12 protein-coding genes are annotated in these 15,098 nt (G+C 71.3%); 5 read left to right on the forward strand and 7 right to left on the reverse strand.

Annotated features, from left to right (window positions below):
- Positions 1-8 precede the first annotated feature (8 nt).
- The 3 genes from ACFQS7_RS10220 to ACFQS7_RS10230 are packed head-to-tail and all read left to right on the forward strand — an operon-like array spanning position 9 to position 5,312.
- Positions 9-1,145, forward strand: coding sequence for a thiolase family protein (locus tag ACFQS7_RS10220; protein WP_380066941.1), 1,137 nt, complete (start codon positions 9-11; stop codon positions 1,143-1,145).
- A complete protein-coding gene (locus ACFQS7_RS10225; RefSeq protein ID WP_380066942.1) occupies positions 1,145-3,529 on the forward strand; it encodes a 3-hydroxyacyl-CoA dehydrogenase NAD-binding domain-containing protein in 2,385 nt (794 codons plus the stop codon). Before ACFQS7_RS10220 ends, ACFQS7_RS10225 begins: the two co-directional genes overlap by 1 nt.
- Before the next feature lie 10 nt (positions 3,530-3,539).
- A complete protein-coding gene (locus ACFQS7_RS10230) occupies positions 3,540-5,312 on the forward strand; it encodes an acyl-CoA dehydrogenase C-terminal domain-containing protein (RefSeq protein ID WP_380066943.1) in 1,773 nt (590 codons plus the stop codon).
- 18 nt (positions 5,313-5,330) lie between these two features.
- Here the strand turns inward: ACFQS7_RS10230 and ACFQS7_RS10235 are convergent, their stop codons facing one another.
- The 6 genes from ACFQS7_RS10235 to ACFQS7_RS10260 form a co-directional block, all read right to left on the reverse strand.
- Positions 5,331-6,296: an MBL fold metallo-hydrolase gene (locus tag ACFQS7_RS10235; RefSeq protein ID WP_380066944.1), complete on the reverse strand. Its 966-nt coding sequence runs from the start codon at positions 6,294-6,296 to the stop codon at positions 5,331-5,333.
- An 11-nt stretch (positions 6,297-6,307) separates the two neighbouring features.
- Complete coding sequence (locus ACFQS7_RS10240) at positions 6,308-7,297, reverse strand: MBL fold metallo-hydrolase (protein WP_380066945.1); 990 nt, start codon at positions 7,295-7,297, stop codon at positions 6,308-6,310.
- Between the two features lie 73 nt (positions 7,298-7,370).
- Complete coding sequence (locus ACFQS7_RS10245) at positions 7,371-8,651, reverse strand: class I SAM-dependent RNA methyltransferase (RefSeq protein ID WP_380066946.1); 1,281 nt, start codon at positions 8,649-8,651, stop codon at positions 7,371-7,373.
- On the reverse strand, positions 8,644-9,075 hold the full coding sequence (locus tag ACFQS7_RS10250; RefSeq protein ID WP_380066947.1) for a DUF2721 domain-containing protein: 432 nt from the start codon (positions 9,073-9,075) through the stop codon (positions 8,644-8,646). The genes ACFQS7_RS10245 and ACFQS7_RS10250 overlap by 8 nt, the downstream gene beginning before the upstream one ends.
- 33 nt (positions 9,076-9,108) lie before the next feature.
- The gene (locus ACFQS7_RS10255; protein ID WP_380066948.1) at positions 9,109-10,356 is read right to left on the reverse strand and encodes an acyl-CoA dehydrogenase; all 1,248 of its coding nucleotides are present in this window, start codon (positions 10,354-10,356) and stop codon (positions 9,109-9,111) included.
- Positions 10,357-10,487: 131 nt separating this feature from the next.
- On the reverse strand, positions 10,488-12,200 hold the full coding sequence (locus ACFQS7_RS10260) for a DEAD/DEAH box helicase (RefSeq protein ID WP_380067241.1): 1,713 nt from the start codon (positions 12,198-12,200) through the stop codon (positions 10,488-10,490).
- Positions 12,201-12,586: 386 nt separating this feature from the next.
- Here ACFQS7_RS10260 and ACFQS7_RS10265 point away from each other — a divergent pair, with 386 nt between their 5' ends.
- A complete protein-coding gene (locus ACFQS7_RS10265; RefSeq protein WP_380066949.1) occupies positions 12,587-13,405 on the forward strand; it encodes an alpha/beta fold hydrolase in 819 nt (272 codons plus the stop codon).
- Here ACFQS7_RS10265 and ACFQS7_RS10270 read toward each other — a convergent pair.
- Positions 13,402-13,686, reverse strand: coding sequence for a hypothetical protein (locus ACFQS7_RS10270; protein WP_380066950.1), 285 nt, complete (start codon positions 13,684-13,686; stop codon positions 13,402-13,404). The two genes, ACFQS7_RS10265 and ACFQS7_RS10270, sit on opposite strands and share 4 nt — an antisense overlap.
- Positions 13,687-13,761: 75 nt before the next feature.
- Here ACFQS7_RS10270 and ACFQS7_RS10275 point away from each other — a divergent pair, with 75 nt between their 5' ends.
- Positions 13,762-14,976: an ABC transporter substrate-binding protein gene (locus tag ACFQS7_RS10275; RefSeq protein WP_380066951.1), complete on the forward strand. Its 1,215-nt coding sequence runs from the start codon at positions 13,762-13,764 to the stop codon at positions 14,974-14,976.
- Positions 14,977-15,098: the final 122 nt, after the last annotated feature.

The raw sequence follows: 15,098 nt of genomic DNA on the forward strand, positions 1-15,098 counted from the left end.
GATGCGGCATGACTGACGTGGTGATCGCGGCCTATCGCCGCTCCCCCTTCCATCTCGCGCACAAGGGCGCGCTGGTGAAGCTGCGGCCGGACGAGATGGCGGCGCAGGTGGTCCGCGCCCTGGTGGCGGAGGCCGGCATCGACCCCGCGACCATCGAGGACCTGGTGCTGGGCTGCGCCTTCCCCGAGGGCGAGCAGGGGCTGAACGCGGCCAAGCTGATCGCCTTCATCGCCGGCCTGCCGGAAGGGGTGGCGGGCACCACGGTGAACCGCTTCTGCGGCTCGTCCATGCAGGCGGTCCACCAGGCGGCGGGTGCCATCAAGATGGGCGCGGGCGAGGCCTTCCTCTGCGCCGGGGTCGAGAGCATGACCCGGGTTCCGATGATGGGCTTCAACCCCATGCCGCATCCCGGCCTCGCGCAGGAATTCCCGCAGGCCTACATCTCGATGGGCGAGACGGCGGAGAATGTCGCCCGCCGCCACCAGGTCACCCGCGGCGAGCAGGAGGCCTTCGCCGTCCGCAGCCAGCGGAAGGCCGCCGCGGCGCAGGCGGAGGGCCGGCTGGAAGCGGAGATCGTCGCCGTCGAGGCGGCGGGCAAGCAAGTGGCGCAGGATGGCTGCATCCGTGCCGAGACCACCGCCGAGACCTTGGCCGGGCTGAAGCCGGCCTTCCGCCAGGATGGCACGGTCACCGCAGGCACCTCGTCCCCGCTGACCGATGGCGCGGTGGCGCTGCTGGTCTGCTCGGCCGAGTATGCGCGACGCAACGGGCTGACGCCGCTGGCCCGAGTGGCGTCGGTCGCGGTCGATGGCTGCGCGCCGGATGTCATGGGGCTGGGGCCGATCGGCGCCTCGCGCAAGGCGCTGGCGCGGGCGGGGATCGCGGCGAAGGATCTCGACGTGGTCGAGCTGAACGAGGCCTTCGCGTCGCAGGCGCTGGCCTGCATGCGCGAGCTCGGCATCGACGAGGCCCGCGTGAACCTCGATGGCGGGGCAATCGCGCTCGGCCATCCGCTTGGGGCGACCGGGGCGCGGATCACCGGCAAGGCGGCACAGCTGCTGCAGCGCCAGGGTGGCCGCTATGCGCTGGCGACGCAGTGCATCGGCGGCGGACAGGGCATCGCCACGGTGCTGGAGGCGGTGTGATGTCGCTGACCACGGGCGCCACGATGGTGGAGACGGAACTGCGCGCCGCGGCGGGGCCGGCCGCGCAGGCGCAACCGGCGGCGACGCCGATCCGCAAGGTCGGCGTGATCGGCGCCGGCGTCATGGGTGCCGGGATCGCCGCGCAGGTGGCCAATGCCGGGGTGCCGGTGGTGCTGCTGGACATCGTCCCGGGCGGCGCCGCCAAGGCCATCGAGCGGATGCTGAAGACCGACCCGGCGCCCTTCATGCAGAAGAGCGCGGCGCGGCTGGTCACGCCGGGCGACATCGAGGGCGGGCTGCCGCTGCTGGCCGATTGCGACTGGATCGTCGAGGCGATCGTCGAGCGGCCGGACGCCAAGCGCGCGCTCTATACGAAGCTCGAGGCGGTGCGGAAGCCGGGCTCGATCGTCTCCTCCAACACCTCCACCATCCCGCTCTCCGCGCTGACCGAGGGTCTGGGGGAGGGCTTCGCCGCCGACTTTCTCATCACACACTTCTTCAACCCGCCGCGCTACATGCGCCTGCTGGAAGTTGTGCGCGGCCCGGCGACGCGGCCTGATGCGCTCGCGGCCATCGCCGGATTCGGCGACCGCGTGCTCGGCAAGACCGTCATCCCCTGCAAGGACCGCCCAGGCTTCATCGCCAACCGCATCGGCGGGATGTGGATGCAGTCCGCCATCAACCGCGCCTTCGACCTCGGCCTGACGGTGGAGGAGGCGGATGCGGTGATGGGCCGGCCGCTGGGCGTGCCGAAGACCGGCGTCTTCGGCCTGCTGGACCTCGTTGGCATCGACCTGATGCCGCATGTCGCCGCCAGCATGAAGGCGACGCTGCCGGAGACCGACGCCTATGTGCTGGGGCTGCGCGACAACACGCTGATCACCCGCATGATCGCCGAGGGTAGGACCGGCCGGAAGGGCAAGGGCGGCTTCTACACGCGGGAGAAGGGCGCAGGCGGGGAGAGCCTGAAGCGCGCGCTCGACCTCACCACCGGCGATTACCGTGCGAGCGACAAGCCGCAGCTCGAAAGCCTTTCCCTGCGCGACCTGCGGGCGCTGGCCGAGCACCCCGATCGCGGCGGGCGCTATGCCCGCGCCGTGCTGCTCGACACGCTGGGCTATGCCGCGGCGCTGGTGCCGGAGATCGCCGACAGCGTCGCCGATGTCGATGCCGCGATGCGGCTCGGCTACAACTGGCAATACGGGCCTTTCGAGCTGATCGACAAGCTGGGCGCGGCTTGGCTGGCGAAGGCACTGGCCCAGGATGGCCGCCCGGTGCCGCCGCTGCTGGCGCAGGTCGGGGAAGGGGCCTTCTACCGCGTGCAGGACAGCACCCTCGAATACCTCGGCACCGATGGCGGCTACCACGCCGTGCCGCGGCCGGCGGGCGTGCTGCTGCTGGCCGACATCAAGCGCCGCACGCAGCCCTTGGCGAAGAACGGCAGCGCCTCGCTCTGGGATGTCGGCGACGGGGTCGCCTGCCTCGAATTCCACAGCAAGATGAACGCGCTCGATCCCGGCACCGTGGAGATGATCGGCAAGGCGGTCGCCATGGGCAGGAAGGGCGGCTTCAAGGCACTGGTCATCCACAACGAGGGCGAGCAGTTCAGCGTCGGCGCCAATATCGGCCTTGCCCTGTTCGCCGCCAACATCGCCGCCTGGGGCGAGATCGAGGGGCTGATCGAGCAGGGACAGAAGGCCATGCGCAGCTTGCGCGACGCGCCCTTCCCGGTGGTCGGCGCGCCGTCCGGCATGGCGCTCGGCGGCGGCTGCGAGATCCTGCTGCATTGCGACGCGGTGCAGGCGCATGCCGAGACCTATATTGGCTTGGTTGAAGTGGGCGTCGGCCTGATCCCCGGCTGGGGCGGCTGCACCACCATGCTGCGCCGCTGGGCGGAGAATCCGAAGGCGCCGCGCGGCCCGATGCCGCCCGTCGCCAAGGCCTTCGAGATGATCTCGACCGCGCAGGTGGCGAAATCGGCCTTCGAGGCGAAGGAGATGCTGCTGCTGCGCCCGGCCGACGGCATCACCTTCAACCGCGACCGGCTGCTGGCCGATGCAAAGGCGCGCGCCCTCTCGCTGGTGGAAGGCTATGCCCCGGCCGAGGTGAAGCCGGTGCGACTGCCCGGCGCTTCCGGCCGTGCCGCCCTGGCCATGGCGGTGCAGCAGCAGGTCGCCCTGGGCCGCGCCACGCCGCATGACGTGGTGGTCTGCGAATACCTGGCGGAGACGCTGACCGGCGGCCGCCGCGACCATACCGAGGACACCACCGAGGCGGAGCTGCATGCGCTGGAGCGCCGCAGCTTCATGGCCCTGCTGAGGACGCCGGCGACCCTGGCCCGGGTTGAGCACATGCTCGAAACCGGCCGGCCGCTGCGGAACTAGGGATCGCCCGATGCCGACCTACACCGCCCCGCTGCGCGACATGCGTTTCGTCCTCACCGAGCTTGCCGGCACCGACCGCCTGCGCGCCTTGCCGGGCTGCGAGGAGATCGGCCCCGACCTGGTCGACCCGGTGCTGGAGGAGGCCGCGAAATTCTGCGCCGAAGTTCTGCTGCCGCTCAACCGCAGCGGCGACGAGGAAGGCTGCACGCTGGAGAACGGCGTGGTCCGCACCCCGCAGGGGTTTCCGGAAGCCTACCGCGCCTTCCGCGAGGCCGGCTGGACCTCGCTCGGCGCCGATCCGGACTATGGCGGGCAGGGCCTGCCGAAGTCGGTCGGCATGCTGGTGGAGGAGATGATCTGCTCCGCCAACCTGTCTTTCGGCATGTACCCCGGCCTGTCGCACGGCGCCTACATGGCGATTTCGAAGCACGGCACGCCCGAGCAGAAATCGCTGTACTTGCCGAAGCTCACCAGCGGCGAGTGGTCCGGCACCATGTGCCTGACCGAGCCCCATTGCGGCACCGATCTCGGCCTGATCCGCACCAGGGCGGTGCCCGCCGACGACGGCAGCCACCGCATCACCGGCACCAAGATCTTCATCAGCGCCGGCGAGCATGACCTGACCGACAACATCATCCACTTGGTGCTGGCGAAGCTGCCCGACGCGCCGCCGGGTACCCGCGGCATCAGCCTGTTCGTCGTGCCGAAATTCCTGCCGACGGAGGATGGTCGCCCTGGCCCGCGCAATGCCGTCACCTGCACCGGCCTCGAGCACAAGATGGGCATCAAGGCGAGCTCGACCTGCGCGATGGCCTTCGACGAGGCGAAGGGCTGGCTGGTCGGCCGGCCGCACAAGGGCCTGTCGGCGATGTTCACCATGATGAACGAGGCCCGCCTCGGCGTCGGCGTCCAGGGCCTCGGCATCGCCGAGATCGCCTACCAGAACGCCGTCTCGTACGCCCGGGAACGCATCCAGGGCCGCGGGTTACAGGGCACCCAGGCGCCAGAGAAGGCTGCGGATCCCATCCTGGTCCATCCCGACGTGCGGCGCATGCTGCTGACCATGCGGGCGATGACCGAGGGCTGCCGCGCGCTGTCCGCGCTGGCGGCGCTGGAGCACGACGTCTCCGTCCGCCACCCGGATGCCGCGGTGCGGCAGCAGGCCGACGACTTCGTCCAGCTGATGACGCCGATCATCAAGGCGGTCTTCACCGATACCGGCTGGGACGCGGCGACGCTGGGGATGCAGGTCTGGGGCGGGCACGGCTATGTCCGCGACAACGGCATGGAGCAGTTCGCCCGCGACGCCCGCATCACCCAGATCTACGAGGGCACCAACGGCATCCAGGCCCTCGACCTGGTCGGTCGCAAGCTCGGCGCGCATGGCGGGCGCTACCTGCGCAGCTTCTTCCATCCCGTCCTCGCCTTCATCGAGGCGCAGCAGGACGTCGCGGCGATGGAGGAGTTCATCCTGCCGCTGGCCAAGGCCTTCGGCCGGCTGCAGCAGGTGACCGGGGAAGTCGCCCAGCGCGGCCTGAAGAATCCCTTCGAAGCAGGCGCCGCGGCGACCGACTACCTTCGCCTGTTCGGCCTCACCGCCATGGCCTTCGCCTGGGCACGCATGGCGGAGATCGCGCTGGAGAAGGACGACGCCTTCTACCGGGCGAAGCTGGCGACGGCGCGCTTCTTCATGCAGCGGATATTGCCGGAGACGAGTTCCCTGTCGGCGAAGGTGCTTGCCGGCGGCGAGTCGCTGCGGGCCTTCGAGGACGCGGCCTTCTGACCGCGCCCCAGGCCTGATTCAGACCGTGCTGGACCAGTCCGCCGGCACGAAGCGGAAACCCTCGCCCCAGTGCGCCACATAGCCGTTGGCGGGGAAGGGGAAGTGGTAGGCGGTGATGCGGGCGCGGTCGGCCGCCACCCGCCCGAACAGCTTGCGCCGGCTCTCGCTCGCCATCGGTCCGTCGATGTCGAAGCCGGAGAACCAGCCGGGATGGCGCAGGAACAGCTCCGGCCGGCTGGAGGTGTCGGCCATGACGAACAGCTGCTCCGACCCGTCGGTCACCTGGAAGACCGTATGCCCCGGCGTATGGCCTGGCGCCGCCAGCGCGCGGACCCCTGGCACCACTTCCGTCCCCCAGGCGAATTGCCGAACCTTGCCCTGGTAGGGGCCGAAGCGCCGGCGGACATTGGCGAAGGTGCCGCGCTGGAATTCGGGCACGCGGCCGGCGTTGCTCTCATCCGTCCAGAAGGCCCATTCCGGCGCCGGCACCGCCAGCTCGGCATTCGGGAAGACCGCCACGTTGTCCTTGGTGGTCAGGCCGGTGATATGGTCGGCATGGAAATGGCTGAACACCACCTGGGTGACCTGCTCGGGCTCGATCCCGGCGGCCTCCAGGTTGTGCTCCAGCAGCCCCGAGGTCGCCGAGAGCTGCCCGCCGCCGGTGCCGGTATCGAAGGCGATGATCTGGCGGCCGGTGTCGAGGAAGGTGACGGTGAAGGGGTTGTCCAGCCGCGCCGTGGACAGCAGCGCGTCCTTCAAGGCCTGCTCCACCGCCTCCGGCGCCTGGTTCGCCACCATGCCGGTGCGGGCCGGATTGGTGCGTGGGGTGAAGCCGTCGAACACGGTGGTCACGGTGAAGCCGCCGACCTTGAAGCGGTAGAAGCCCGGCGCCTGCGCCATCTCCGTCGCGTGGTGCGCGACTGCGGGCAGGGCCGCGAGCGCCGGCGCCGCCGCGGCGGCGCCCAGGAATCCTCTGCGGTTCATCGTCGTCTCCCTCAGACCGCGCTCGACCAATCGGCCGGCACGAAGCGGTAGCCATCGCCTTCCTTCACCATGTAGCCGTTGGCGGGGAAGGGGAAATGGTAGCCGGTGATGCGGATGCGGTCGGCCGCGACGCGGTCGTAGACCCGCCGGCGGGATGCCTCGGCCAGCGCCGCGTCGAAGTCGAAGACGATGTGGAAATCGGGCCGCCGCGCCAGCAATTCCGGCCGGTTGGTCAGGTCGGCGATGAACATCGCCTCCTGCCCGCCATCGGCGATGTGGTAGCAGGTATGGCCCGGGGTATGGCCATAGGCCGGCACGCCGCGGATGCCCGGCGCGACCTCGGCGCCCTCGGCCGCCTGGCGGATCTTCCCCTGGTAGGGGCCGAAGCGCCGCGCGCTGTTGGCGAAATTCGGCCGCTGACCCTCCGGCGAGCGGGTCTCGTTGCCGGTGTCGCTCCACCAGGCCCATTCGACGGCGGGGACGATGATCTCGGCATTCGGGAAGGCGGCGCCGCCGGCGGCGTTCAGCAGGCCGTTCACGTGGTCGCCGTGGAAATGGCTCTGGATAACCTTGGTGACCTTGGCAGGGTCGAGCCCGGCGGCGGCCATGTTGGCGATCATCCGCCCGCGCGTGTCGCCGGCGGCGGTCGCCCCGTTGCCGGCGTCGAACACCACCAGCCCGGCTGGCGTCTCGACGAAGGTGACGGTGAAGGGGATGCGCAGCGTGTCGGTCGGCAGGAAGCTTTCGGCCAGGACCTTCTGCACCTCCACCAGCGGCGCGTTGCGCACGAAACCGGCGACCGGGCGCTCGAAGAAGCCGTCATGCACGGTGGTGACGGTGAAGCCGCCGACCTTGAAGCGGTAGAAGCCTGGGGCCTGCGGCGCGGCGGAGGCAGCAGCGGCCGGTGCCGTCTGCGCCGCGGCGCCGCGCAGGACGGCCGGGGCGGCCAGCAGCGCCGGCAGCCCAGCCAGCGCCAGGCGGCGGTTCATTCGTGCGGTCATGGAACGTCCGTCCCTGAAGAAGCTGCCCCATTGAATGGTCGGCGGCGGCCTGGGATCAACCCGTTCCGTGGAGCTATCGGGTGAAGACCACCACGCTTTCCAGGTGCGGCGACCAGAGGAATTGGTCCACCGGCGTCGCCGCCAGCACCTTGAAGCCGGCCTGGGCCAGCACCTGGGCGTCGCGCGCCAGGGCGGCAGGGTTGCAGGACACGTAGATGACCCTGGGTACCACCGACCTCGCCAGCAGCGGCATCTGCGCCGCGGCGCCGTTGAGGGGCGGATCGAGCACCACCGCCGCATAACTCTGTAACTCTTTCGCGATCAAGGGCTGGCGGTCGAGGTCGCGCCGCACCGCCTGCACCCGGGCGCCTGCATTGCCCGCCCCGGCGGCCAGCGCGGTGACCGATTCCGCCATACCTTCGAAAGCCACCACCCGGGCGCGGGTCGCCAGCGGGAAGCTCAGCGTGCCCAGCCCGGCGAACAGATCGGCGATCGCGGCGCGCGGCGGCAGCTTCGCCGGCAGCCCGGCCAGGACGGCCGCGACGATCGCCGCCTCTCCGGCCGGGCTGGCCTGCAGGAAGGCGCCGGCCGGCGGCGCGACCGCCGTGCCGCCGAGCGCGATGCCGACCCGGCCGAGCTGCGCCGCGGTCTCCGGCAGTTTGGTGCCCTGCGCCCAGGCGATGCGCGGGATGCCGTGCGCGGCGGCAAAGGCGGCCAGCAGGCCGCGCGCCGGCGCGTCCAGCGCGCCATCGGTGCGCAGCAGCAGGTCGGGCCCGGTGTCCAGCAGGTTCACCACCGCCGAGCCGTCGCGCTTCAGCGCCGCCAGCCGCTTGAAGAGGACGCGCAGCGGTTCGAACAGCGCGACGATGCGCGGGTCGAGCACGGCGCAGGTCGCGAGGTCTGTCACCGCATCGGTGCCGCGGCCGTGGAAGCCGAGCAGCACGCCACCCCCCGGGCCGCGCCGCAGCGCCAGGTCCGCGCGCCGCCGCGTGTTCGGCGGCGTGCGTTCCAGCGCGCCGACCGGTGCATCGGGAAAGCCGGCGCGGGCCAGCGCATCGACCAGCTTGGCCCGCTTCCATTCGGCATAGGGCACATCGGCCAGATGCTGGATGGCGCAGCCGCCGCACTGGGAGAAATGCGGGCAGGGCGGCGCGACGCGGTCGGGGGAGGCGGCCAGCACTGCCGCCGCCTCGGCGGCCAGGGCCTCGCCACGCTTGCCCATCAGGCGGGCGTGCACCGTCTCCCCCGGCAGCGTGCCGGGGAGGAAGACCGTCCTGCCGTCGCGCCGGGCGATGCCGTCGCCGGCGGCGCCCAGGGCTTCGATCCGCAGGGTCTCGAGAGTCAGGTCATTCATCAGGGGGCAGCGGCAAGTGACGGAAGGCCAGGCCGATCTCGGCGAGCAGCAGCAGCAGCGCGACCATCAGCGCCAGCATCGCCGCGACCAGCAGCGCCGCCAGCACCCAGGCGACATCCAACTGCAGCAGGATGCCGGCGAAGGCCATGACGATCAGCAGGCAGAGCAGGATCGCCGCCAGCACGCAGGCGCCGATGGCCCGGTGAGCCTGCCGGGCGCGACGGACGATGGTGCGCTGCTCGCCAGGCAGCGGCTGCGCCAAGCCGGTGCGCACCGCCCGCTCGCGGTCGATCATCCGCGCCAGCCGGTTGGCCAGGATGGTGACCAGGCTGAAGATGCCGGTCAGCAGGAAGGCTGGCGCGATCGCCAATTGGATCGCGCGCTCGATCTCCGCCACGTCGGTCAGGCCCGGCAGGCTGCCCATCGCGTCGGCCGCCGTCGCCGGGCCTGGATCGGCTCACCCGCCGAAGGCGTTCAGCCCGGTCTGCGCCCGGCCGAGGATCAGTGCGTGGACGTCATGCGTGCCCTCGTAGGTATTGACCGTCTCGAGGTTCATGACGTGGCGGATCACGTGGTACTCGTCGACGATGCCGTTGCCGCCGTGCATGTCGCGGGCGACGCGGGCGATGTCGAGCGACTTGCCGCAGTTGTTGCGCTTGACCAGGGAGATCATCTCCGGCGCCGCGCGGTCCTCGTCGAACAGCCGGCCGACCCGCAGCACGGCGTGCAGGCCGAGGGTGATCTCGGTCTGCATGTCGGCCAGCTTCTTCTGCACCAGCTGGGTCTGCGCCAGCGGCCGGCCGAACATCTTGCGCTGCAGGGTGTATTCGCGGGCGCGGTGCCAGCAATCCTCGGCGGCGCCGAGGGCACCCCAGGCGATGCCGTAGCGGGCGCGGTTGAGGCAGGAGAAGGGGCCGGCCAGGGACTTCACGCCGGGCAGGCGGTTCTCCTCAGGCACGAAGACGTCGTCCAGCATGATCATGCCGGTGACGCTGGCGCGCAGGCTGAACTTGCCCTCGATCTTCGGGGTGGTGAAGCCCTTCATGCCGCGCTCGACCAGGAAGCCGCGCAGGATGCCTTCGTCGTCCTTGGCCCAGACCACGGCGACGTCGGCGATCGGCGAGTTGGTGATCCAGGTCTTCGAGCCGTTGAGGATGTAGCCGCCATCGACCTTCTTCGCCCGCGTCCGCATGGAGGACGGGTCGGAGCCGGCATCGGGCTCGGTCAGGCCGAAGCAGCCGACGAACTCGCCGGTGCGCAGCTTGGGCAGGAACTTCTCCTTCTGCGCGTCCGACCCGAAGGCGTAGATCGGGTACATCACCAGGCTGGACTGCACGGAGAAGGCGCTGCGGTAGCCGCTGTCGACGCGCTCCACCTCGCGCGCCATCAGCCCGTAGGAGACGTAGTTGATCCCGGCGCAGCCATAGCCGTGCAGCGTGGCGCCGAGGAAGCCCATCTCGCCGAACTCGTTCATGATCTCGCGGTCGAAGGTTTCCTTGCGGAAGGCCTCCTGCACGCGCGGCAGCAGCTTCTCCTGGCAGAACTGGTGCGCGGCGTCGCGGATCATCCGCTCATCCTCGGAGAGCGCGCCCTCCAGCAGCAGCGGGTCCTCCCAGACAAAGGCGGGCTGCCCGCGACGCGGGGCGACGACCGCGGTATCGGAGGCGCCCGAGGAGGGGATGGCGACGGCGTTGGCGACGTTCATGGATGGTCTCCTCGAGACGTGACGATGGCCGCAACTTGGCGCGGGGCCGGGGGTCCCGCAACGGGCGGCGGATACGAAAACGGCCAGGGATGCCCTGGCCGCGTTCACCACCGGAGGCAGGCGCGAGCGGCTCAGGCCGCTTCCTGCTCCTGCTCCGCCGCGGGGTCGCGGCGGAAGCGGGGGATGGGGATCAGCATGAAGGCCGGGACGGCATCGCCGAAACCGCGGACCGATGGGCCGAGATCGTCCCGGTCGCGGTCGCGGCGGCGATGGTCGTCGCGGTCGCGACCGCGCGCCATCGGCGCCCGGTCGCGGTCGAAATCACGCGCCGGCGGGGCGGCGCGGTCGCGCTCGAACCGGTCGGGACGCTCGGCCTCGACACGCTCGGGCGCGCGATCGCCCCGCTCGCGGTCGGGTCCACGCTCGGGCCGGTCCCGGCCGCTCCGCTCGGGCCGCGCGCCACGCGGGGCACGGTCGCGCTCGCGCGGCGGGCCGCTGCGGTCGCGCTCGGGCCGGGCGGGGCGCTCGGCCACCACCTCGGCGACCGGCGCGGTCTCCGCGGCGATCTCGCGCTCGGGACGGGCGGGACGCCGGTCACGGCCGCCGCGGCCGGCGTCGCGGCTGCTGCTGCCGCCGCTGCGGCCGCCACGCGCGGGCACGCCGCCACGGCCACGGCCCTTCGGCCGCGCCGCCGCCTCGGCGATCTCCTCGTTGCTGACCGGGTCCAGGCCTTCGATCTCGATGCGCGGGATAGGCCGCCCGGTCAGCTTCTCGATCGCCGCGACGTTGCGGGCGTCATCCGCCGTGGCCAGGGTGAAGGCGGCGCCCTGCTTGCCGGCACGGCCGGTGCGGCCGATGCGGTGGACGTAGTCCTCGTCGCGGAAGGGCACGTCGAAGTTGAAGACGTGGGAGAGGCCGCCGATGTCGATGCCGCGTGCCGCGACATCCGAGCAGACCAGCAGCTGCAGCTCGTTCGCCTTGAACTTGTTCAGCGTGGCAAAGCGGGTCGGCTGGTCCATGTCGCCATGCAGCGCGCCGACCGAGAAGCCGTGCCGCTTGAGCGACTTGTAGAGGATGTCGACCTCGGTCTTCCGGTTGCAGAAGATCAGCGCGTTCTGCACCTGCTCGCGGCGGATCAGGCGGCGCAGCGCCTCCCGCTTGTCGAGCTCGCGCGTCCAGAGCAGGCCGGCGACGATGGTGCTCGCCACGCTGGCCGGCGCCGAGACGCTGATCTCCTTCGGGTTCTGCAGGAAGGCATCGGCCAGCTTGCGGATCTCGGGCGCCATGGTGGCCGAGAAGAACAGGGTCTGCCGCATCGGCGGCAGCATGGACACGATCCGCTCCACGTCCGGGATGAAGCCCATGTCCAGCATGCGGTCGGCCTCGTCGATGACGAGCACCTTGCAGTCCGCCAGCAGGATGCGGCCACGGTCGAACAGGTCGAGCAGCCGACCCGGCGTGGCGATCAGGACGTCGACGCCCTTCTCGAGCACCGCGCGCTGGTCGTTCATGCTCTCGCCGCCGATCAGCAGGGCATGCACCAGGTTGAGGTGCTTGCCGTACTTGACGAAATTCTCGGCGACCTGCAGCGCCAGCTCGCGCGTCGGCTCCAGGATCAGGGAGCGCGGCATGCGCGCCTTGGCCCGGCCGCTGGCCAGGATGTCGAGCATCGGCAGGGTGAAGCCGGCGGTCTTGCCGGTGCCGGTCTGGGCGCAGCCCAGCACGTCGCGGCCCATCAGCACGATCGGGATGGCGGCTTCCTGGATCGGCGTCGGCGTGACGTAGCCGGCTTCGGTCACGGCGCGCAGGATGGGCTCGGACAGGCCAAGATCGGCGAAGGTCACCCGCGGGGCGGCGTCGTCCGCCTCCTGCTCGTTGTATTCGTCCTCGTCGTCCGAATAGCTCTCGCGCGGGGCAGATTCGTCCGCCTCCTCCAGAGCTTCGGCGGTCGCCACGAGGGGCTCCGCTGCCGCCTCCAGCGGTGCGACGTCGGACTCCACGGGCTCGGCGGTCGCTTCGGCGACGGGCGCGTCGGCCTCGGCAGGCGCGTCGCTTGCCTCGACCTGGACGACGACGGGCTCCGCCGCTTCGGTGGCGTGGTGCGGGAGGTCGGCAGCCATCTCGGCAGGCCGGTCGGGAGTATCGTTCAAGTGCGGTCGGTTCCTTCGCCGGGACAGCGGCGGCATGGCGGCCGGTTGCAGAGGGCAAGGGCCGAAAACCGACGCGCGGCGTGCCGAGAGATCAGGCCGCCGTTCCAGATCAGGGCGGCATATGCGCTTCTATGGCCAGGAAATCAAGCTTTGCAGGAGATTGTAAGCCGCGTCCGCTGCGATTATGGGGCATGGGCGCCATGCCTGAAACGCTTCCTCTTCTGCTGCTGCCCGGCCTGCTCTGCGACGAACGCCTGTGGCGCGACCAGGTCGCGGGGCTGTGCGAGGATGCGGCCTGCCTGATCGCCGACACCACGCGCGACGACAGCCTGGCCGCGATGGCGGCGCGGGCGCTCGCCGCGGCACCGCCGCGTTTCGCCCTCGCCGGCCTGTCGATGGGCGGCTACCTCGCCTTCGAGATCCTGCGCCAGGCGCCCGGGCGGGTGACTCGGCTGGCGCTGTTCGACACCTCCGCCCGGCCCGACTCGCCGGAGCAGGCGCGCCGCCGCCGCGGGCTGATGGCCCTGACCCGCACCGGCCTGTTCAAGGGGGTGACGCCGCGGCTGCTGCCGCAACTCGTGCACCCCGACAACTTGGCCGGGCCGGTCGGCCAGGCAGTGATCGGCATGGCCGAGCGGGTCGGCCGCGACGCCTTCCTGCGGCAGCAGGCGGCGATCCTTGGCCGGCCGGACAGCCGCCCGGAGCTGCCCGGCATCCGCCTGCCCACCCTGGTCGCGGTGGGGGAGGCGGATGCGCTGACCCCGCCCGCCCTGGCCGCGGAGATCGCCGCCGGCATCCCCGGCGCGGTGCTGCACCACATCCCTGGCTGCGGCCACCTGCCGCCGATGGAGGCGCCGGCGGTGACCACCGCGCTGCTGCGGGACTGGCTGCGGGCCTAGTCGGGGACGCAGCGGACCGCTTCGGGGCGCGCCCGTGCCTCGGCCGCGCGGGTGCCCTCCGGGCAGGCCGCTTGGCGATGCGCCGGCGGCGGCAGCCCGCGGTCCCACCCGCGCGCCGAGCCTTCGCCCGCCGCCGCCCGGCAGCGACCGCCCTGGCCGCGGACCGGCGTGCCGCCATTGGGGCAAAGGAAGCGCCGCGCCGCCTCCAGCGAGGCCGCATCCGGCCGGGCCTCGGCCGGCATGGCGAACAGCAGGGCGACGAGGAGGAGGATCGGGCGCATGGCCGGCGCATCCTGCCACGGCGGTTTGAGTCCGGCGCGGGTTCGAGGCATCGTTGCGGCAGGGAGAACAGAACCATGTCCAAGATCGAACGCCGCGCCCTCCTCGCCGGGATGGCCACGCTGCCGCTGGCCGCACCCGGGCTGCTGCAAGCCCAGTCGCGCCCGGTGCAGATCGGCCTGCTCAGCGACATGAGCGGGCCCTTCCGCGATGTCGGCGGCCCCGGCAACCGGGTCGCGGCCGAGCTCGCCATCCAGGATTTCGGTGGGACCGTGCTGGGCAGGCCAGTCACCACGCGGCAGGCGGACGGCCAGAATCGCGCTGATGTGTCGGCCGGGCTGGCGCGGGAATGGATCGACAATCTCGGCGTCGACGTGCTGGTGGACGGCGCGGCCAGTTCCTCCGGCCTGGCGATCCAGGAGGTGTGCCGGGAGAAGAAGCGCATCTACCTGATCACCGGACCGGCGACCTCCGACATGACGGGAGCCAAATGCTCGCCCTACGGGATGCATTTCGGCTTCGACACCTACGCGCTGGCGCATGGCACCGGCACGGCGTTGACCAAGGCGGGCGGCGATTCCTGGTACTTCATCACCGCCGACTATGCCTTCGGCCATGCGCTGGAACGCGACACCATGGCCGCCGTCCGCGGCGCCGGCGGCAAGGTGCTGGGCGCGGTACGGGCGCCGCTGAACAACGCGGATTTCTCCTCCTTCCTGATCCAGGCGAAGGCCTCTGGCGCCAAGGTGATCGGCTTCGCCTTGGCCGGGACCGACCTGCAGAACTGCATCAAGCAGGCCGCCGAATTCGGCCTGACCCGCGGCGGCGCGCGGATCGCCACGCTGCTGGTGCAGGTCACCGACCTAGTCGCGTTGGGGCAGAGGACCTGCGAGGGGATGGTGCTGACCGACAGCTTCTACTGGGACCAGTCGGAGCCGGCCCGCATCTGGTCGCGGCGCTACATGGCGAAGATGACCACGCCGCCCGGGCTGCAGCATGCCGCGGTCTACACCGGGGTGACGCATTGGCTGAAATCGGCGCAGGCGGTCGGCAGCACGGATGCCGATGCGGTGGCGGCGCGGATGAAGGCGACGCCGGTGAACGACATGTACAATGCCGATGTCCGCATCCGCGAGGACGGCCGCACCCTGCACGTGATGCATCTGTGGGAGGTGAAGCGGGAGGCCGAGGCGAAGCACAAATACGACTTCTGCAAGCTGATCACCGACATTCCGCCCGACCAGGCCTGGCGGCCGCTGAGCGAGGGGGGGTGCCCGCTGGTCAAGGCCTGAGCCGAGGCGCCCGACGCGATTCCGGCGGCGGGCCGCTGCTGGCCGTCCCGGCGCGCCGGGACGGCCATGCCGCAGGGCGTGCGGCGTCGGGCGATCGTCCAGGCGGTGCCCGGGTTGACGAG

This window comes from Dankookia sp. GCM10030260 (assembly GCF_042666655.1).
GTDB lineage: Bacteria > Pseudomonadota > Alphaproteobacteria > Acetobacterales > Acetobacteraceae > Paracraurococcus.